At 64.7% G+C, this 19,446-nt stretch carries 18 protein-coding genes, 1 tRNA gene, 1 pseudogene and 1 riboswitch; of the genes and pseudogenes, 16 read left to right on the plus strand and 4 right to left on the minus strand.

Going from position 1 to position 19,446, the window contains the following annotated elements; translation table 11 throughout:
* The first annotated feature begins 58 nt into the window (after positions 1-58).
* From pqqB to PARACOCCUSGL_RS0113850, 5 genes are read left to right on the plus strand one after another with little or no spacing between them, the layout of a single operon-like run.
* Positions 59-949 (plus strand): pyrroloquinoline quinone biosynthesis protein PqqB, encoded by an 891-nt coding sequence (gene pqqB / locus PARACOCCUSGL_RS0113830; protein WP_010397679.1) that lies wholly within the window; start codon positions 59-61, stop codon positions 947-949.
* Positions 946-1,725, plus strand: a complete 780-nt coding sequence (gene pqqC, locus PARACOCCUSGL_RS0113835) for a pyrroloquinoline-quinone synthase PqqC (protein WP_010397681.1) — start codon at positions 946-948, stop codon at positions 1,723-1,725. The genes pqqB and pqqC overlap by 4 nt, the downstream gene beginning before the upstream one ends.
* Positions 1,722-2,021: a pyrroloquinoline quinone biosynthesis peptide chaperone PqqD gene (pqqD, locus tag PARACOCCUSGL_RS0113840; RefSeq protein ID WP_010397683.1), complete on the plus strand. Its 300-nt coding sequence runs from the start codon at positions 1,722-1,724 to the stop codon at positions 2,019-2,021. Before pqqC ends, pqqD begins: the two co-directional genes overlap by 4 nt.
* Positions 2,018-3,154 (plus strand): pyrroloquinoline quinone biosynthesis protein PqqE, encoded by a 1,137-nt coding sequence (pqqE, locus tag PARACOCCUSGL_RS0113845; protein WP_010397685.1) that lies wholly within the window; start codon positions 2,018-2,020, stop codon positions 3,152-3,154. Before pqqD ends, pqqE begins: the two co-directional genes overlap by 4 nt.
* Positions 3,151-3,921, plus strand: a complete 771-nt coding sequence (locus PARACOCCUSGL_RS0113850; protein WP_010397686.1) for a quinoprotein dehydrogenase-associated SoxYZ-like carrier — start codon at positions 3,151-3,153, stop codon at positions 3,919-3,921. The genes pqqE and PARACOCCUSGL_RS0113850 overlap by 4 nt, the downstream gene beginning before the upstream one ends.
* On the opposite strand, the gene PARACOCCUSGL_RS0113855 is transcribed toward PARACOCCUSGL_RS0113850, so the two are convergent.
* Genes PARACOCCUSGL_RS0113855 through PARACOCCUSGL_RS0113865 form a run of 3 tightly spaced genes read right to left on the minus strand, consistent with a single transcriptional unit; the run spans position 3,909 to position 6,268 of the window.
* Complete coding sequence (locus PARACOCCUSGL_RS0113855) at positions 3,909-4,499, minus strand: ATP-binding cassette domain-containing protein (RefSeq protein ID WP_010397689.1); 591 nt, start codon at positions 4,497-4,499, stop codon at positions 3,909-3,911. The two genes, PARACOCCUSGL_RS0113850 and PARACOCCUSGL_RS0113855, sit on opposite strands and share 13 nt — an antisense overlap.
* On the minus strand, positions 4,489-5,271 hold the full coding sequence (locus PARACOCCUSGL_RS0113860) for an ABC transporter permease (RefSeq protein ID WP_010397691.1): 783 nt from the start codon (positions 5,269-5,271) through the stop codon (positions 4,489-4,491). The genes PARACOCCUSGL_RS0113855 and PARACOCCUSGL_RS0113860 overlap by 11 nt, the downstream gene beginning before the upstream one ends.
* A gap of 7 nt (positions 5,272-5,278) precedes the next feature.
* Positions 5,279-6,268 carry an ABC transporter substrate-binding protein gene (locus PARACOCCUSGL_RS0113865; RefSeq protein WP_010397692.1) on the minus strand — a complete coding sequence of 330 codons (990 nt, stop codon included), beginning with the start codon at positions 6,266-6,268 and terminating at the stop codon, positions 5,279-5,281.
* A 188-nt stretch (positions 6,269-6,456) separates the two neighbouring features.
* Here PARACOCCUSGL_RS0113865 and PARACOCCUSGL_RS0113870 point away from each other — a divergent pair, with 188 nt between their 5' ends.
* The 10 genes from PARACOCCUSGL_RS0113870 (at position 6,457) to PARACOCCUSGL_RS0113915 (ending at position 16,539) form a co-directional block, all read left to right on the plus strand.
* Positions 6,457-7,167, plus strand: a complete 711-nt coding sequence (locus PARACOCCUSGL_RS0113870) for a response regulator transcription factor (protein ID WP_010397695.1) — start codon at positions 6,457-6,459, stop codon at positions 7,165-7,167.
* Positions 7,164-8,366 (plus strand): FIST N-terminal domain-containing protein, encoded by a 1,203-nt coding sequence (locus PARACOCCUSGL_RS0113875; protein WP_010397696.1) that lies wholly within the window; start codon positions 7,164-7,166, stop codon positions 8,364-8,366. The genes PARACOCCUSGL_RS0113870 and PARACOCCUSGL_RS0113875 overlap by 4 nt, the downstream gene beginning before the upstream one ends.
* Positions 8,367-8,369: 3 nt before the next feature.
* Positions 8,370-9,695, plus strand: a complete 1,326-nt coding sequence (locus tag PARACOCCUSGL_RS0113880; RefSeq protein ID WP_010397697.1) for a hybrid sensor histidine kinase/response regulator — start codon at positions 8,370-8,372, stop codon at positions 9,693-9,695.
* 85 nt (positions 9,696-9,780) lie between these two features.
* Positions 9,781-10,395, plus strand: a complete 615-nt coding sequence (locus PARACOCCUSGL_RS0113885) for a hypothetical protein (RefSeq protein ID WP_010397698.1) — start codon at positions 9,781-9,783, stop codon at positions 10,393-10,395.
* A complete protein-coding gene (locus PARACOCCUSGL_RS0113890) occupies positions 10,392-10,727 on the plus strand; it encodes a hypothetical protein (protein WP_010397700.1) in 336 nt (111 codons plus the stop codon). Before PARACOCCUSGL_RS0113885 ends, PARACOCCUSGL_RS0113890 begins: the two co-directional genes overlap by 4 nt.
* 58 nt (positions 10,728-10,785) lie before the next feature.
* Positions 10,786-11,568, plus strand: a complete 783-nt coding sequence (locus tag PARACOCCUSGL_RS0113895) for an SDR family oxidoreductase (protein ID WP_010397701.1) — start codon at positions 10,786-10,788, stop codon at positions 11,566-11,568.
* Between the two features lie 55 nt (positions 11,569-11,623).
* Positions 11,624-11,713, plus strand: a riboswitch (glycine riboswitch).
* Between the two features lie 131 nt (positions 11,714-11,844).
* Positions 11,845-12,957: a glycine cleavage system aminomethyltransferase GcvT gene (gene gcvT / locus PARACOCCUSGL_RS0113900; RefSeq protein WP_010397702.1), complete on the plus strand. Its 1,113-nt coding sequence runs from the start codon at positions 11,845-11,847 to the stop codon at positions 12,955-12,957.
* Between the two features lie 10 nt (positions 12,958-12,967).
* Complete coding sequence (gene gcvH, locus PARACOCCUSGL_RS0113905; protein WP_010397703.1) at positions 12,968-13,324, plus strand: glycine cleavage system protein GcvH; 357 nt, start codon at positions 12,968-12,970, stop codon at positions 13,322-13,324.
* A 189-nt stretch (positions 13,325-13,513) separates the two neighbouring features.
* Positions 13,514-16,342 carry an aminomethyl-transferring glycine dehydrogenase gene (gene gcvP / locus PARACOCCUSGL_RS0113910; protein WP_010397704.1) on the plus strand — a complete coding sequence of 943 codons (2,829 nt, stop codon included), beginning with the start codon at positions 13,514-13,516 and terminating at the stop codon, positions 16,340-16,342.
* 121 nt (positions 16,343-16,463) lie between these two features.
* Positions 16,464-16,539 (plus strand) — tRNA-Ala (locus tag PARACOCCUSGL_RS0113915).
* Between the two features lie 203 nt (positions 16,540-16,742).
* On the opposite strand, the gene PARACOCCUSGL_RS20655 is transcribed toward PARACOCCUSGL_RS0113915, so the two are convergent.
* Entirely contained in the window at positions 16,743-16,958 is a 216-nt protein-coding gene (locus PARACOCCUSGL_RS20655; RefSeq protein WP_040602125.1) for a hypothetical protein, read from the minus strand.
* Between the two features lie 997 nt (positions 16,959-17,955).
* Between PARACOCCUSGL_RS20655 and PARACOCCUSGL_RS0113930 the strand changes: the two are divergent.
* Positions 17,956-19,446, plus strand: a pseudogene (locus PARACOCCUSGL_RS0113930) (glycoside hydrolase TIM-barrel-like domain-containing protein); the annotation flags it as partial.

Genomic DNA, 19,446 nt, shown 5'->3' on the forward strand with positions numbered 1-19,446 from the left:
TGACAACCCGGGCCCGGTTCCCACCTGATCGGGTGCCGGGCCTGCCGGAGCCTTTCCCATGCGCATCGTGATTCTCGGCACCGGCGCTGGCGGTGGCGTGCCGCAGTGGAACTGTGGCTGCCGCAACTGTGACGCCGCGCGTGCAGGGCGCATTCCCGCCATGAGCCAAAGCGGGATTGCCGTTTCCGCAAATGGCCGGGACTGGGCGTTGGTCAACGCCTCGCCCGACTTGCGCCAGCAATTGGCCGTGACGCCTGCCCTGCGGCCCGAGGGGTTGCGCGGCTCTCCGATTTGTTCGGTTCTGGTGACCAATGGTGATATCGACCATGTCGCCGGATTGCTGACCCTGCGCGAAGGGCAGGGGTTCGACCTGTTCGCCACGCCAGCTATCCATGCGGTGCTGGCGGCTAATCCGATACTGTCGGCGTTGAACCCGCAACTGGTTTTGCGGCGGGCGGTGACGCTTGACACCCGCTTTGAACTTGCGCCCGGCCTTGGCGCGACGCTTTTTGCCGTGCCGGGCAAGGTGCCGCTTTACCTTGAGGGCGACGAAGTCCGAACCGATCTTGTCGGAGAACAGACCGTCGGGGTCGAGCTGACTGCCAGAGGGCGCCGCGTCTTTTACATCCCCGGCTGTGCCTCGGTGCCTGACTGGCTGCGGGCGCGGATCTCGGGGGCGGATGCGCTGCTGTTTGACGGCACCCTTTGGACCGATGACGAGATGCTGCGCGCGGGTCTTGGCGCCAAGACCGGGCGGCGGATGGGACATGTCCCGGTCTCGGGTTCCGGCGGCAGCCTTGAGGCGCTGCGCGACCTTGATCTGGGCGCGCGCATTTATGTGCATCTGAACAATTCCAACCCTCTGGTCGATCCGGCCAGCCCCGAGCGCGCCGAGGCGCAGGCGGCAGGCTGGCAGGTTGGCCATGACGGCATGGAGATCGTGCCATGACATCAGCCGACCGCCACGCGCAGACCCGCGCCGGATTTCATGAGCGTCTGCGCCGCATCGGCGCCGAGCGTTACCATGACCGTCACCCGTTCCATAAACGCCTGCACGGCGGGCAATGCACGCCGGACGAGGTGCGGGCATGGGTGATCAACCGCTGGTACTATCAGTCGCGCATCCCGATGAAGGACGCCGCCTTCATGTCGCGCGTCGAGGACCCGCAGTTGCGCCGCATCTGGCGTCACCGGATCGAGGATCACGACGGTGATCCCGATCAGGGCGGCGGAATCCGGCGCTGGCTTGCGCTGGCCCATGCCGTCGGGCTTGATCCCGATTACGTCGCAAGCGGGGTGGGCGTGATGCCGGCAACGCGCTTTGCCGTTGATGCCTATGTCCGTTTCGTGCGCGACATGCCCTTGCTTGATGCGGTGGCCGCCAGCCTGACCGAGATGTTTGCGCCCAGGATTCATGCCGAGCGTATCGAGGGTCTGCTGAGGCATTACGATTTCGCCAATGAGGCCAGTCTTGCCTATTTCCGTAACCGGCTGAGCGAGGCCCCGAAAGATGTCGAATTTGGCCTGACCTATGTGCTTGACCATGCTGACACGCGGGAAAAGCAGGACGCGGCGGCTGCGGCGCTGACCTTTAAGACCGACGTTCTGTGGGCCCAGCTTGACGCTTTGTGGCATGGCTATGTCGAAGGCCGTATTCCCCCGGGCGCATGGCAGCCGGGCGAGGGGATGTTGAACCCGGCGCTTGCTGCTGCTGCGGTTTCATGAGCGGCGCGCGCATCAGCGGCGCTGCGGTGCCCTATCTGCCGCGCGGGGTCAGGCTGCATGACGACCGGGTGCGCGGTTTGCGCGTGTTGCTGGCGCCCGAGCGGGTGATCCAGCTTGATCCGGTCGGCCACGCCATTCTGTCAGAGCTGGACGGCAAGCGCAGCCTTGCCGAGGTGATCCTGACACTTTGTTCCCGCTATGACGCCCCGGCCGAACAGATCGAGGGCGATGTGCAGGAGTTTCTGCGTGATCTGGTCGACCGGCGTATGGTGTTTCTGGACGGAGGCGCGGCATGAGAGGCGATTGCGTTCCCCGCGACATCGACGGCAACCCGGTCAGCGTCGGCCTGCCCATGGCGATGCTGGCCGAACTGACGCATCGCTGTCCGCTGGCCTGTCCCTATTGCTCGAACCCGGTCGAGCTGACGCGGGTCAGTGCCGAGCTCAGGGCCGCGGAATGGGCCGATGTGTTCCGGCAGGCCGCCGATCTGGGGGTGCTGCATGTGCATCTGTCGGGGGGTGAGCCCGCCTCGCGTCGTGACCTGACCGAGATCGCCGCTTCGGCCCGGGATGCGGGGTTATATGTCAACCTTATCACATCGGGCATCGGCCTGACCGAGGCGCGGCTGCGTGAACTGGATGGTATTGTGGATCACGTCCAGCTGTCGTTGCAGGGGATCGACGCCGAGACGGCCGACTGGATCAGCGGCTATGGCGGCAGCTTTTCCCGCAAGATGCAGGTGGCCGAATGGGTGCGTGCGCTGGGCTTTCCGTTGACGCTGAATGCGGTGGTCCATCGTCAGAACCTCGACCGCCTGCCCGAGATGATCGACCTTGCCGAGCAGTTGGGCTGCCGCCGCATCGAGGTGGCGACCGTCCAGTTTCATGGCTGGGCCGACCTCAACCGCCGCCCGTTGATGCCGACGCAGGCGCAGGCAGTCCGTGCGCGCGAGGTGGTGGATGAGGCCCGCCGCCGTCTTTTGGGCCGTATGGTCATCGACTATGTGCCCGCCGACCATCTGGCGGCCTATCCGAAAAGCTGCATGGGCGGCTGGGGATCGACCGGGCTGAACGTGGCGCCCGATGGCACGGTCCTGCCCTGCCATGCCGCGCAGACCATCGCGGGGCTGACGTTTGAAAACGTGCGCGAGGTGCCGCTGGCGCGGATCTGGCATGACGGCGCGGCATTCAACGCGTTTCGCGGTACCGGCTGGATGCCTGAGCCCTGTGCCTCATGCGACCGGCGCGAGATCGACTTTGGCGGCTGCCGTTGTCAGGCCATGGCGTTGGCCAATGACCCGCGGGCGACCGATCCGGTCTGTTCACGCTCGTCCCTGAACGCCCGGCTGCGCGCCAATACCGAGGCCGAGGCGGCCAGCGATTCCACCGTTCTGGTCTATCGCCGCATGACGAGGGAGAAGCGATCATGAGACCGGCTGTTCTGCTGACGGCGCTGATCCTTGCTTCGGGTGCTGCGGTGGCCGGGGTGACGAACCCGATGCAGCCCTCGCCCCTGTGGGATGACATGCGGCTTGCCGTCATCGGCACCGAGGAAGAGCCGCCGACCGACCCGGCGATCTTTGACCTTGACGCGCCGCCGCGCGCCGACAACCCGGCGCTGGTGCCGGTGCGGATCACCCAGCCGCCCGGGGCCCCGGCGATCCGGTCCCTGGCGCTGGTGGTGGACGGCAACCCCGCCCCGGTCGCGGCCGAGTTTACCTTTGGCGAGGCGCTGATGCCCCTGGATTTTGAGGTGCGGGTGCGGGTCGACAGCTATTCCGACCTGCGCGCCATCGCCACGCTTGCCGACGGGCGCAAGGTGATGGCGGGGCGCTATGTCAAGGCTTCGGGCGGTTGTGCGGCCCCGGCGGGCAAAAGCATGGACGAGGTGCGCGCCACCATGGGCGAGATGCGCTTTCGTCAGGCCGAGGACGCAGGCCGCCAGATTGGCACGCTGATGATCCGGCATCCCAACTTTTCGGGCCTGCAGCGCGATCAGGTGACGCTTTTGACCATCCCGGCCGAGTTCATCCAGACGCTTGAGGTGAAACAGGGTGATGCCATGCTGTTCACCATGGATGCCGGGATTTCGATTTCCGAGGATCCGGTCTTTCGCTTTGCGCATACACCCGGGCAGGGGCCGGTCACGGTTCATGCCGAGGATACCGAAGGCCGGGTCTGGGATCAGTCTTTCTGAAACCGGGCCGGACAGCCGCCAAGATGCAGGGCCAGCGCCCCCAGTGTGCGCGCCTCGGCCGGGTCATGGGTGACAAGTACAGCCCCCGCGCCGGTCCGGTTCAGCAGCGCATCGGTCAGGGCCAGCATTCGTGCCGCTGTCGCGGCATCAAGCGAGGCAAAGGGTTCGTCCATCAGCAGGATATCCGGTCCGGCGGCAAAGGCGCGCGCCAGCGCCAGCCGCCGCTGCTGGCCAACCGAAAGCTGGCGGGGGAATTTCGTCTCATGCCCCTCAAGCCCGACCTCTGAAAGCCAGTCGCGTGCAGTCGTTGCGTCGCAGCCGGTGGGCAGGGTGATGTTCGCTACTGCATCGCGCCATGGCAACAACACCGCCTCCTGGAATACCATGGCGAGGCGTTCGGCACCCTGCAACTGGCCCTGATACTGCCGGTCCAGCCCTGCGAGGATGCGCAGCAGCGTCGATTTCCCGATGCCAGAAGGTCCCAGAATAGCCAGCCGCTCGCCCCGCGTGACGGACAGTGTCAGCGTCCCCAGCACCTGCCGGGGACCAAAGGATTTCGCTTCAAGGTCAAGCCGCATCCTGCCTCCAGCGATTGGCGCGGCGTTCTGCCGGGCGCAGCAGGAACAGGTCGATCGCCAGCATGACGGCGACAAAGGCCAAAGCCCAGGCCAGCACGCCCTCGACATCAAAGCTGGAAAACAGCAGGTGGATCTTGAACCCCACCCCGTTTGAGCGGCCCAGGAATTCGACCACCAGCACGATTTTCCAGATGAGCGAGATACCGGCCCGCGCCGCCCCGGCGATATGGGGCGCAAGCTGCGGCAGCACGATATGACGCAGCCGGGTCAGGGGTGACATGCGAAAGACACGGGCCATATCGTCCAGATCGGGGCGCAGCGCCCGCGTGCCCTCACGGATCATTACCGTCACGACCGGGATCTTGTTCAGTGCGACGGCCAGGATGGCGGCGGTCTCGTTCAGGCCGATCCAGATGTAGCACAGCACGATCACCACCAGCGCCGGCACATTCAGCAGGATGATCAGGCCGGGGTTCAGCCAATGATCCGCTGCCCGGCTGCGCCCCATCCACAGCCCCAGCGCCATTCCCGCCGCCATCGCCAGCGCGAAACTTGCCGCGACGCGGAACAGGGTCATGCCGCCGTTCAGCCACAGCTCGCCCCCCGAGGCAAGCCGCAGGATCCGCGCCGCTACCTCCCATGGTGCGGGCAGGGTCTGGGGCCGGTCGGTCAGCTGTGAGGCAAGCGTCCACAGCACCAGCATGGCAAGGACCGACAGCACCCCCGGCACAAGACCGGGACGCGATGGACGAGAGTTCTGCGTCTGCGTCACGCCAGCCTTACTCCGGCCACCAGAACAGACCTTCGGGCAGGGCGGTGACGCCTCCGGTCAGCTCGTCCCCGCCAAGCTCGGCCATGGTGGCGAACATCTTTTGCGCGTTTTCGGCATCGACCGGGCCATGGGCGGGGATACCGGCGCGCCAGCCTGCCTTTAACGCCTCAAACTCGGCATCATCGGCGGCCTCCATGATCGGGCGCAGATCCTGCCATGCGGCATCATCCCTGGCGAGGATGTCTTTGGCGCTGCGCGAGGCGCGGGCCAGCCCTTCGGCCAATTGCGGGTTCGAGGTGATCCATTCATCGCGCAGCACATAGCCCAGAAGCGGCGTCGAAGGATCCAGCCCCAGATCGCTGGCCGCTGTCTCGACATTGATGATCTCGCGCATGCCACGTGCCTTCATCTTGGCCTGAAAATGCCAGAAGTTGATCGCGGCATCGACTTCGCCCGTTTCGGCGGCGTTCAGGATCATCGGCGGCGCGCCGAATACCTGCTCGGTGACGCCTGCCAGATCCTCTCCCAGCTTTTCGCGCGACCATGCGCGCAGGATCAGCCAGCTTTTATCGACCGGGCCGCCGGCTATGCCGATCTTTCTGCCCTTCAGATCAGCCAGCGACTGCACCGGGCTGTCGGCGCGCACCATTACCCCGCCAACGGCAGTAGAGTAGGGCAGAAAGCGGAATCCTGTCCCGCGCGAACGCTGCTGGGCCACCCACAGCCAGTCCGAGACGATGGTATCGACCTCTCCGCCCTGCATGGCGACCTGAGTGGCGGGATTGCCGGCCAGAATCAGCGGCAGCAGGCGAAAGCCGTTCTCGACATCAAGGCCGCGCCGGCGGATCGTTTCGATTTCCCAGTTGACGGTGCCGTTCTCCAGCGTGCCGATGCGGATGGTGGGAAGTCGGGCATTGCCTTGTGAGTAGGCAGGCAGGGCCAGCCCGACAAGGGCCGCGGCCCCCGCCAGGAGGGTGGTTCTGCGGCTGAATTGCATGGTCTTTTCCCCCATCGATACGGTCAAATTGCCATGGCCCGGAGTTTCGTCCAATACCACCGAAGTTGTAGACAGATGGTACCCGACGGTCCAACAGGCTTGCGCCAGCGGGCTGCGGTCTTAAGATGGCCGCATCAAGGCCGGCTTGCCAATCCCCGGCCCTCTGTCGTTTCTTTGGGAGGAGAACGATGGCCTCAGCCGAAATGCAGTCGCATGACCGTGCCGCAACGCCAAGGCTTACCGCTGACCGAGTCCGCGAAATCCTGATCGTGGACGATCACCCGCTGATGTGTGACGCCTTAGCCCTGACATTGAAGATCAGCTTTGGGCTAAGGAATGTGCGCACTGCGCGCAGCCTGGCTGCCGCGCAAGAGCAGATCCGCAACCAGGGCGCGCCGGATGCGGTGATTCTGGACCTGAACCTGCCGGATGCCAAGGGTGCCGAAGGGCTTGTCATCCTGCGGCGCCAGATCCCGGATGTGCCAATCACCATGATCTCGGCCGATCTGGAAAATGCGATGATCTCGACCGCCATGGCGGCAGGTGCACAGGGCTATATCAGCAAGTCCCTGGGCCGCGAGGCGCTGGTCGACAGCCTGCGCCGCATGTGGGAGGGTGAGCGGGTAACCCCCGACAGCTATCAGCCCGACCATGACGGAGAAGAGGACGCGGCCCGCGCCGAGCTGGCGCGCCGATTCGCAACGCTGACGCCGCAGCAGATGAAAATCCTGCGGCTGATCTGTCAGGGCAAGGCGAACAAGGAAATCAGCTATGAGCTGTCCATCGCCGAGGCCACCGTCAAGACACACATCACCGCGATCATGTCCAAGATCAACGCCCGCCGCCGCACTCAGGCGGTGCTTTTGGCCAATAGCGTCAGGCTGTTCGACCCCGCATGAGCTCTGCCTCGCCCGAACCATGGCCGGGCAGCCGGGGGTCCGGCGAAAACGAGGCCGCCGACCAGCAGGTCAGGCGGCCTCCGCCTGCGCCGATTGCCGTGTCTGAACCGGCCGACGGTCCTGATACCGCGCAGCGCATCGCCGCCGCCATGGCGCCGCTGAAACCGGCGCTGGTTCTGCTTTTCGGCATGCCCGCCGAGGGGCTGCCCGCCCTTGGCACGGCCTTGCGCGAAGCCATGGGCGAGGGGTGCCGTGTCGTCGGCTGCTCATCCGTGGGCGAGATCGGGCCACAGGGCTATTGCGCCAGGACGGTGACGGCGTTGGGTTTTCCTTCGGCCAGTTTCCGGGTCGGGGTCTGCCTTTTGCGCGATCAGGCGCTGGTGCCGGTGTCGGAATGGATGGCGACGCTGCGCAGCTTTCACGCCGATTTCCGCCCTGATCTGCGCCGCTCCAGCTTTGGCGTCCTGCTGGCTGATGCGCTGGCCCGGCAAGAGGATGTGCTGACCGCGACGCTTGATGCGGCGATCCCCGGCCTGCCTATCGTCGGAGGGTCCAGTGCCGAGGGCATGCGCTTTGAGCCGACCTGTCAGATGGTCGATGGCGTGGCCCATCCCGGTGCGGCGCTGTTCTTGCTGATCGAGACCGACCTTGTGGCGACCGAGGTTTCATTCCAGCACTTCAGCCCCACGGACCGGCGCGCGGTGGTGACCGCGGCTGACCGGCACAGCCGTGTCATCCAGCAATTGAACGACGAACCCGCGGCACAGGAATATGCCCGGCTGGCCGGTATCCCGGTCGAGGCCTTGACACCGACCGAATTCGCCCGCCACCCGCTGCTTCTCAAGACCGGGCGGCGCCATCACGTCCGTGCCATCCGTGCGGTTACGCCCGAAGGGGGGCTGCAACTGCTGTCCGGGATCGAGGCCGGCCATATCCTGACCATCGGGCAGGCGATGGACATGACGCGCGGCTTTGCCGAGACGCTGGACGCGCTGCCCCGTCCGCCGCTGATGGTTCTGGGCTTTGACTGCGTGCTGCGGCGACTGGCGCTGGAGCGGGCGGGAATGGACAAGGAGATGTCCGAGCTTTTCGCCCGCTATCGCGTGGCTGGTTTCAACACCTATGGTGAGCAATACAGCGGCATGCATGTGAACCAGACCTTTGTCGGCATGGCGCTGATGCCACCGGCGCCGAGCTGACAGATGTTTCTGCGCGACGACGACAGCCCGCACCGGCGGGTCGAAAAGCTGACGCGCATCGCCGATGTGCTGGTCGAACGCATCGACCGGCTTGAGGAAAGCCGCGGCTCGGCATGGTCGATGTTTCAGGCCGCCGTGGCGCTGGAACAAGAGGTTCAGGCCCGTACCCGAGAGCTTGAGCAGGCGCTGGCCGACCTGTCCGAGCGCAACCGTGAACTGGCCGTCGCCCGCGCTGCCGCCGAAGAGGCGAACCGCTCAAAGACCCGCTTTCTGCGCGCGGCAAGCCATGATCTGTTGCAGCCGCTTTCGGCGGCCAAGCTGTTTCTGTCGGCGCTCAAGGACACCTCGCTGGATCCGTTGCAGCGCGAACTGACCGACCGCCTGTCCGGTGCCTTTGAATCGGTCGAAGAGCTGATGCACGCGGTGCTGGATATCTCACGCCTCGACAGTCAGCGCATCGAGTTCCAGCGCAAGCCCGTCGATCTGGGTGAGCTGTTTCGCCGCCTTGCCGTCGAATATGCGCCGATGGCCGAAGCCAAAGGCCTGCGGCTAAGCTTTGCGCCGACCTCGGCGGTGGTGGAAAGCGATCCGACCTTTCTGCGGCGGATTGCGCAGAACCTCATTTCGAATGCGATAAAATACACCGAGCACGGTGGCGTTCTGGTAGGTGTTCGCAAACGTGGTGAGCGCGCCTGGCTGGAAACCTATGACACCGGTATCGGCATTGCCGCCGCAGACCGTGCCCGCATCTTTGATGAGTTTCAGCGCCTGGGGCGCGAAAACAGCGCGCCGGGGATGGGGCTGGGTCTGTCTATCGTGCGCCGTGCCTGTGCCAAGCTTGGCCACCCGATCGCAATGGACAGCGAACCTGGGCGCGGCACCGTGTTCCGTGTCAGCCTGCCGCTGATCTTGGCCGGATGCGAGCCGACGCGGCCCGAGCGGTTTGATACGGCGCCGTTGCTGCGCGGCCTTGTTGCGCTGGTGGTCGAGAATGACGAGGCGATGCGCCGCGCCCTGCAACTGGTGCTCAAGGACCAGCTGGGCATGGTGCCGCGCGTCGCAGGCGGCATTGCCGAGGCGCTGGCGCAGATGGGTGATGAGCCCCCGGATGTGGTGATTGCTGACTACAATCTCGACAATGGCGACACCGGGCTGGATGCGATCATGGCGCTGCGCGAGGCGGCGGGTCGCGCGCTGCCGGCCATCGTCGTTTCGGCCCGGCGTGCCTCGGAACTCAGCCGGGCCTGCGGCCAGATGGGCGTGCCGGTGCTGGAAAAACCGATCCGCCCCGAGGATCTGCTGACCATGCTGCAAAAGCTGCTGACCTAAGACCAAAGCACGAAAGTCCCGGCGGCAGGCTTTCGCCGCGCGTTTCGCGGGGGCAGAGTCGCGAACAGGGAAGGGGAGACATCGCATGAGATTATGGCCGGGCCTTGCGCTGATCGGACTACTGGCCGTGCCGCTATGGGCGGGCGAGGCGGGTGACCTTGTCTTTGCCGACCGCGGCCCCTGGGACCTGTCGCAGGGAGGGCTGACCTGGGTGCTGCGCCAGACCGGGCCCGAGGCAGGGGATTTTAAACCCTTGGGCGAAGGGACGGTTACCCTGCAGGCGGTCACCGACCCTGCTGATGGCAAACCGGTGCTGGAACTGGCCGAAAAGACCGATCGCATCACGCGCCGCATCGGTCCTTTCCCTGTCTCGGGTGGCGATCCGGCGCTGGTGTTCTTTCTGGAAAACATTTCGCGCGATATGGCGATGCTGACCGGTGGCAGCCCCTTTTACATTCGCAACCGGCTCAAGGACGCGCTGTTTCGCGGCGGAGAAGTCCGGCAAGAGGGCAATGCGACCGTGGCGGTTTTTGCCCCTTTTCGCGGTGACCAGAACAGTGGGCGGATGCACGGCTTTGACAGGTTGGAGCTAAGCTTTACCTTTGGTGACCCCAAGCAGCCGATCCGGCGTATGCTGGCGCAGACTGGCCCCCTTGAAGGCGGCCTGCCAGCCTATCGCAGCGAAATGGTGTTGAAATGATCCGGGCAACCCTGACAGCCGCCCTGACGCTTTCGGCCGGCATGGCCTGGGCGCAGGCGGTGAATGATTATCCGACCAATGCGCGGGCCGATTACGTTTTCGTCTGCATGGCGGCGAACGGCCAGACGCGCGAGATGCTGGACAAATGCAGCTGTGCCATAGATCAGATCGCCGAGATCCTGCCCTATGAGGATTACGTCGCGGCCGAGACGGTGCTGGCCATGCGTCAGGTCGGCGGCGAACGTGCCGCTGTCTTTCGCAATATGGGCACCAATGAAAAGGTGGCGAATTTTCACCGTGCCGAGGCCGAGGCCGAGATCCTCTGCTTCTAATCTGGACAATGCCGGCATCCCGCGCTTCCCTGACGGCGAAACGAACAGGAGATAAGCGATGGATCTGGGGATCAGAGGCAAGCGTGGCCTCGTTTGCGCCGCGTCCAAGGGGCTGGGCCGGGCATCCGCCGAGGCCCTGGCCGAGGCAGGGGTTGATCTGGTCATCAACGCCCGCGGGGCCGACGCGCTTGAGGCCGCAGCACACGAAATCGCCACGAAACACGGCGTTTCGGTCACGCCGGTTGCCGCCGATATCACTACCGGGGAAGGCCGCGCCGCCGTGCTTGAGGCGCTGGGTGGGCGGGCCGATATTCTGGTCAATAATGCCGGCGGTCCCCCGCCTGGTGTGTGGACGGACTGGAGCCGGGATGATTTCATTAAAGCCATCGACGCCAATATGCTGACAGCTGTCGCGCTGATGCAGGCCCTTGTGCCCGGTATGATCGAGCGTGGCTGGGGGCGGGTGGTGAACATTACTTCGCAATCGGTGCGCTCGCCCATCCCGGTGCTGGGGCTGTCGAACACTGCCCGTGCGGGCCTGACGGGCTTTGTTGCGGGCATGTCGCGTCAGGTGGCTCCCCATGGTGTGGTGGTGAACAACCTGCTGCCCGGCATTCATGCGACCGACCGCGCGGACAGTCTGGACAGTGGCGTTGCCAAGGCCGAGGGCATCAGCCTTGACGAGGCACGCCGCCGCCGTGAGGCAACGATTCCCGCCCGCAGCTATGGCCAGCCCGAGGATTTCGGCGCGACCTGCGCGTTTCTTTGCAGCCAGCATGCGCGGTTTATCATCGGGCAGAACATCCTGCTTGATGGTGGAGCACTGAACGTCACCGTCTGAGGCTTGCGGGCGGCATTAGCCTCTTGCCAGAATGGTGCCGTCCGGCTACGACAAAAGTAGGAAATCGGGAGACGCTGGCGCACCGCCAGGGCCGAAGGAGCAACCGCCCCGGGAATCTCTCAGGCAAAGGGACCGTTTTCCTATGTACGCTCTGGAGAGAGACGGCATCCGCCGTCCGCCGAAGGGATAACGATCTCAGGCGCCCCCGTTCGGGGTAGGGACAGAGGGGGCATCTAACCGGGCGGGATTGGTCCGCCCGCAAGACAGGGGATGCCCATGGCCGAGCTTCGGCGTACGATGCTGTATGATCTGCACCTTTCGCGTGGCGCGAAGATGGTGCCCTTTGCCGGTTGGGAAATGCCGGTGCAATATCCGATGGGCGTTCTGAACGAGCATCTGCACACCCGCGCCCATGCCGGTCTGTTCGACGTCAGCCACATGGGCCAGGTGATCCTGCGCGGCCCGGGCGTGGCCGAGGCGCTGGAGACGCTGGTGCCGACCGATGTTCTGGGGCTGGCAGAGGGACGGCAGCGCTATGGTCTTTTCACCAATGCTGTGGGTGGCATCCTTGACGATCTGATGATCGCCAATAAGGGCGATCACCTGCTCCTGGTGGTGAACGCTGCCTGCGTGGAACAGGATATCGGGCATCTGCGTCAGCTTGAGGCGCAGGGCATCTCGGTCGAGCCAGTGACGGATCGCGGCCTGCTTGCCCTGCAGGGCCCCGAGGCGGAGGCGGTTCTGACCCGCCTTGTCCCCGGCGTGGCGGCGATGCGCTTTATGGATGTGGCCGAGTTCGACTGGCAGGGCGCGACACTATGGGTCAGCCGCTCGGGCTATACCGGTGAGGACGGGTTCGAGATCTCGGTCCCCGCCGATCACGCCGTCGCCTTTGCCGAGGCGCTGCTTGCCGAACCCGAGGTCGCGCCGATCGGGCTTGGTGCCCGCGACAGCCTGAGGCTGGAGGCCGGGATGCCGCTTTACGGCCATGACATGGACGCCACCACCACGCCCGGCAAGGCTGGTCTGGGCTGGTCCATTCCGAAGCTGCGCCGCGCGGGCGGTGCACGTTCGGGCGGTTTCCCTGGCGATGAAGAAATTCTGACCGAACTGGCCGATGGTCCGTCGCGTTTGCGCCGCGGTCTGCGTCCGGAAGGGCGTGCGCCGATCCGCGAAGGGGTCGAGATCTTTGACGCGCCCGAGGGCGGCGAATTGCTGGGCCGGGTCTCGTCTGGCGGCTTTGGTCCCTCGACCGGAGGACCGATTGCCATGGCGATCCTGCCGGCCGTTCTGGCCGATGGCACGACGCTTTGGGCCGAGTTGCGCGGCAAGCGCATTCCGGTGGCCATCACCCCGCTTCCTTTCCATCAACCAAGCTACAGGCGCTGAGAGGCCAGGCATGTTGAAATACACCGAAGACCACGAATGGCTGAAACAGGACGGCGATGAGATCATCGTCGGCATCACCGCCCATGCCAGCGACCAGCTGGGGGATGTCGTCTTTATCGAACTGCCCGAGGTCGGCCGCGAAGTCGCAGAGGGCGAAGAGATCGTGGTGATCGAATCAGTCAAGGCGGCCTCGGATATCGTTGCTCCGGTTGCGGGGGTGATCACGGCGGTGAACGAGGGGCTGCCCGATAACCCCGGTGCCGTGAACGCCGATCCTGCGGGAACGTGGTTCTTTCGCATCAAACCGGCCTCGGTCGATCTGTCCGGTTTCATGGACGAGGCGGCCTATCAGGCGCTGATCGGTTGAACTGGCCGGGCCTTGCGGCCCGGTGCCTGCCGGGGCTGACCGCCCCGGCAGGCGGTGGATATTTGAACACGAAAGAAGCCCGGCGGGGCGCCCGGTGGCCGGCCTGTCGAATGAGCGCGAGCCTTGCGCCGGGAATGCGGCGCAGCCTTTCGAAAATCTCTGTGAACATTAGATGCATCGAGGCCTGTGATGGGTAAGTGGACCCCGACCGATTATAATCCCGACGATTTTGCCAATCGCCGCCACATCGGACCTTCGCCGGCCGAGATGGAGGCAATGCTGAAGGTTGTGGGCGCAGCGACGCTGGACGACCTGATCTCTCAGGCCGTGCCGGCGAGCATCCGGCAGGACCAGCCTTTGGACTGGCCGGCCTTGTCCGAGGCGGGATTGCTGCAGCGCATGCGCGAGGTTGCAGCCAGGAACAAGGTCATGACCAGCCTGATCGGGCAGGGCTATTACGGGACCGTGACGCCCCCGGCAATCCAGCGCAATATCCTTGAAAACCCGGCGTGGTACACCGCCTATACCCCTTACCAGCCCGAAATCGCCCAGGGCCGGCTGGAGGCGCTGCTGAACTTTCAGACCATGGTTGCCGATCTGACCGGCCTGCCGGTGGCGAATGCCAGCCTGCTAGACGAAGCCACCGCCGCGGCCGAGGCGATGGCCATGGCGCAGCGCGTTGCCAAGTCCAGGGCCCGCGCCTTTTTTGTCAGCGAGAACCTGCATCCTCAGACCATTGCCGTGATCGAGACCCGGGCTGCGCCTTTGGGTATCGAGATCATCCGGGGCACGGAATGCGACCCTTCAGAGGTCTTTGGCGCGATTTTCCAGTATCCAGGCACCTTTGGTGAGATCCGCGATTATACCGCCGAGATTGCGGCCCTGCACGAGGCAGGCGGGGTCGCGATCATGGCGACCGACCTTCTGGCGCTGTGTCTGCTTAAAGAACCGGGCGCGATGGGCGCTGATATTGCCATCGGCTCGGCGCAGCGCTTTGGCGTGCCCATGGGCTATGGTGGGCCGCATGCTGGCTTTATGGCCTGCCGCGACGAGATGAAGCGTGCCATGCCGGGGCGGATCGTCGGTGTTTCGATCGATGCCAAGGGCAACCGCGCCTATCGCCTTGCCCTGCAAACCCGCGAGCAGCATATCCGCCGCGAAAAGGCGACCTCGAACGTCTGCACCGCGCAGGCGCTGCTGGCGGTGATGGCCTCGTTCTATGCCGTGTTCCACGGGCCGGTCGGGCTGCGCGCCATTGCCCAGCGGGTGCATCTGAATGCTGTCACGCTGGCCGATGCCCTGCGCGCCGCCGGGGCCGAGGTTGAGCCGCAGGCGTTCTTTGACACCATCACCGTGCGGGTCGGCGTGGGGCAAGCAGGCATCCTTGCCGCCGCCCGCCATCGCGGCATCAACCTGCGCAAGGTTGGCAATGACCGGGTCGGCATCTCGGTTGACGAGACGACGGATGCGGATGTTCTGGGCCGTGTGCTGGACGCCTTTGGCATCCCGGCCCCCGCAGAGTCGGCCTCAAGCCCTGCGGTCCCCGAGGCGCTGATCCGCGAAACCGACTACCTGACCCATCCGGTCTTTCATATGAACCGCGCCGAATCCGAGATGATGCGCTATATGCGCCGCCTTTCGGACCGCGATCTGGCGCTGGACCGGGCGATGATCCCTCTGGGCAGCTGCACGATGAAGCTGAACGCGGCGGCCGAGATGATGCCGATCACCTGGCCCGAGTTCGGCGCGCTGCATCCCTTTGCGCCCGAGGATCAGGCCGCCGGCTATCATGAGGTCTTTGCCGATCTGACCGAAAAGCTGTGCGCGATTACCGGCTATGACGCCTTTTCGTTGCAGCCCAACAGCGGTGCGCAGGGGGAATATGCCGGGCTGCTGACCATCGCCGCCTATCACAAGTCCCGCGGGGAAGAGCGTGACATCTGCCTGATCCCGGTTTCGGCCCATGGCACCAACCCTGCCTCGGCCCAGATGGCGGGGATGAAAGTCGTGGTGGTGAAGTCTGCCCCGAACGGCGACATCGACCTTGAGGATTTTGCCGACAAGGCGGCCAAGGCCGGTGATCGGCTGGCGGCGGTGATGATCACCTATCCGTCGACCCATGGCGTGTTCGAGGACACCCTGCGCGAGGTCTGCCGTATCACCCATGATCATGGCGGGCAGGTCTATATCGACGGCGCCAATATGAACGCCTTGGTCGGGTTGGTCCGCCCGGGCGAGATTGGCGGCGACGTCAGCCACCTGAACCTGCACAAGACCTTTGCCATCCCGCATGGCGGCGGCGGACCCGGCATGGGGCCGATCGGGGTCAAGGCGCATCTGGCGCCCTTCTTGCCCGCCGATCCGCGCAACGGTGCGGGGGCGGTGTCGGCCGCGCCATGGGGGTCGGCCTCGATCCTGCTGATCTCATGGGCGTATATCCTGATGATGGGTGGTGCAGGGCTGACGCAGGCAACGCGCGTTGCGATCCTGAATGCGAACTATATCGCCAGCCGCCTTTCAGGGGCCTATCCGGTTCTGTTCATGGGTAACCGTGGGCGGGTGGCGCATGAGTGCATCCTTGATATGCGGCCTTTTCAGGAGCATGGGGTTACGGTGGACGATATCGCCAAGCGGCTGATCGACAACGGCTTCCACGCCCCGACGATGAGCTGGCCTGTCGCCGGCACGTTGATGGTCGAGCCGACCGAGTCAGAGACCAAGGCCGAGATCGACCGGTTGATCACAGCCTTTCTCGCTATCCGGGAAGAGATCGGTGATATCGCCGGGGGTCGGATAAGCGCCGAATCCAGCCCTCTGCGTCATGCCCCGCATACGGTTGAGGATCTGGTGGCGGATTGGGATCGCCCCTATTCGCGTGAGCAGGGCTGCTTCCCGCCCGGGGCTTTCCGGGTGGACAAGTACTGGCCCCCGGTCGGGCGGGTGGACAACGCCTATGGCGACCGCAACCTTGTCTGCACCTGTCCTCCGGTCGAAGACTATGCAGAAGCGGCCGAATGACCCGGCCCCGAGGCCCTGCCGGCACTGCTGGCGGGGCTTTTTTGGCGGTGCGAAAGGCTTGTGTTTCCCTTTCCTCGGCCACTTGACAAGCCCGGGAAGGTAGGCGAGATAGCGCGTCAATGGGGCCGTAGCTCAGTTGGTAGAGCGCATCGTTCGCAATGATGAGGCCAGGGGTTCGATTCCCCTCGGCTCCACCAAGCATAATCTGCAAGTGTTTGATTTATCGATAAACTTCTTGGGATTTTTCCCAGCCGCCCCACAATTTACCCCACACCGCGCGCTGGATGCCCTGATACTTCACGATACCGCGTTAGACTTCGCCGCGCCTCAACCCGCGCAGAAACCGGGTCGTTTTCGACCCGGTTTGGGCCTGTTGCCATGACCGTGAAGGGGGATGAGATCAGATCAGGGTTGCCCAGATCGGCAGCTTGCAGGCTTCGTGGATTTCGTCACGGCGAAGGCCAAGGTCAGCGGCAGAATAAGCGTTGTCGCCTCCAACGCTTTTCGGACGACCTGTTTCCGGCCCCGCCACCTCTCCCCGCTCCTGCGCCGCGTCGTATTCCTCGGCCAGCCGCATCTCGGCGCGGGCGCTACAGCCCCACAGGGCCGCGCACACGCCAATCCCGGCCTCGCGGCATAGGGGCAATCAAAGGGCGGTCGCCCGCCTTAATGTTCTGACTTGCACCATGCTGCGGAAAATCCCCCTTCAAACTGCACGCAAAAAAATTCACTGGTCATCGCTGGTCCCCTGCTACAAGGTTTCAGACTTTGACCCACCCCCCGGCTATGCGCCAGACCATTGACAGCGGGAAGCGCCACAAGGCCGGGGTGACGGCAGGGGTTAAATCACAAAGCGCACCCCTTGCAGCAGGTTAGCCACACAGCCCCACAGCGCCGCACACAGACGCCTTCCGGCTTCACGGCGTGGAACGCCGCAATGGCAAAGGCGCGCCCCAGCGGCCTTCCTATGGCCGTGAAGGGGTATCCCTGCACTAGCACGGCATTAGGGTAATCTTAGGGTAATCGGGGACATACCTGCTTGGCGGGCTGCGTCGGTGCGAGAAAGAAGGTGGTCGCCCGCCTCTTTTACCGATGGGGAATTGTGCATACCCGTTGCGGGTTCGATCTGCTTAAGCAGTTCCTCTGTCTGACAAATGGCATGGGTACGGATGCGTTGTGCCATGCGCTCAAACTGGTTATCCTCGGCCTGCTTGGCCTTGTGTGGGGACCTTAACATTTCTTGACATGCGTGGCCTTGCTGCTTTGCAGTTCTGGCGCTGTATCCCGCTCTTTTTCTGGCGCAAAGAAATGTCAGGTTCTTATGCGGCATTGGGCGGGCCGGAATTTTTTCTTACGGTTTAGCAGCGGGAAGCTGGGCGGCGGGTCCGGGGCTGGCGGGGCTTGGAGTTTTGCATACCCCCCCCCGCTGATCGGTCAGGCGGTTTTGATTTTCTCTTGATATTTTTCAAGTGCCTGCCCTCGCGCGCGTATTGTGCTACGATACAGCCTGCCTCAGCCGCCGCGCCTTCGAACTTCTGTATGCGGACGCTTACGCTCCACGCGCGTAATGACCGGAAGCAAATCTTCACGCTCGGCTTCGTAGCGCCGTATCACACATCTGGGCCGACGGCAAACCGATGGACCTCTCGGGCGTCACCTGGCGCTGGTATCCGGGCGACGAGATGCAGACCGCCGATCCCTTCATGGCCACGAAGATGGGAGCTTTGAGCACGCCCGCCTATCGCGGCACGGCCTATGTCGTCTTCGAGGAACTGCCGCTCTCCAGCTACGGCAACCGCCTGCCGCAGCTTTCCTTCGAGGTGTTCCGGCCGCTCGCCGATCCCGACACGGCCGAAGGACTGACCCGCGCCGTCACCATGATCCCGGCCTCGGGTGAGTTCACCTATGCCACGCAGGCCATCCGCAAATCCGCAGGCGGTGCGACACAACCCGAAAACCTGAACGCGCTGCCGGATGCCACCGACATCGTGGTGGCGCTCGACCGGCTGCAGGCCATGGTCCCGGCGGTTGAGAGCGTGAGCCTCGTCGTCGCCTGGTTCGGCGACGATCTGCGCGTGGGATCCTGCAAGGTGCGGCCCGTCGTCGAGGTGTCCGCCAAGTCGACCACGCCTCTGTCTTGGTCGGTCAACGGCGTCAGCCGCGCCAATGCCTTCCTCGTCAGCCGCGACGATCAGGATCGCCCGGTCTATGGCGGCACGCCGTCCGACTTCGCCGTCGTGCAGGCCATCCGGGAGATGAAGGCGCGCGGGCTGCGCGTCACCTTCTACCCCTTCCTGCTGATGGACGTCCCGCCCGGCAACACGCTGGCGAACCCTTACAGCGCGAATGCCGCGACGCTGGGCCAGCCGAGTTTCCCTTGGCGGGGCAGGATCACCTGTTCCCCGGCGGCAGGCTTTGCGGGGACCGTCGACAAGACGGCCGTCGCCGCCGCGCAGGTCTCGGCCTTCTTCGGCGCAGCCACGCCGGCGCAGTTCGCGATCTCCGGCGACACCGTCAGCTGGACCGGTCCCTCGAGCGATTGGGGCCTGCGGCGGATGATCCTGCACTACGCCCATCTCTGCGCGGTGGCAGGCGGGGTCGATGCTTTCCTGATCGGCAGCGAGATGCGCGGGCTGACCACGATCCGCTCCAGCGCCAGCGCCTATCCGGCCGTTACCGCCTTCAAGGCGCTGGCGGCGGATGTGAAGTCGGTCCTCGGGCCGGGCACCAAGGTTGGCTACGCCTCGGACTGGTCGGAGTATTTCGGGCACCAACCGGGTGATGGGACCGGGGATGTGTTCTTCCACCTCGACCCGCTCTGGTCCGATGCCAACATCGATTTCATCGGCATCGACAACTACATGCCGCTGTCGGATTGGCGCGATGGGTTCGACCATGCCGATGCCCTGCAGAGTTGGCCCGCGATCCATGATCGCGGCTATCTGCAGGCCAACATCGCGGGCGGCGAAGGTTTCGACTGGTTCTATGCCAGCGCCGCCGACCGCTCGGCCCAGATACGCACCCCCATCACTGACGGAGCCTCGGGCAAGCCGTGGGTCTTCCGCTACAAGGATCTGCGCGCCTGGTGGTCGAACCCGCACTTC

The organism is Paracoccus sp. TRP (assembly GCF_000185925.1).
GTDB classification, from domain to species: Bacteria; Pseudomonadota; Alphaproteobacteria; order Rhodobacterales; family Rhodobacteraceae; genus Paracoccus; species Paracoccus kondratievae.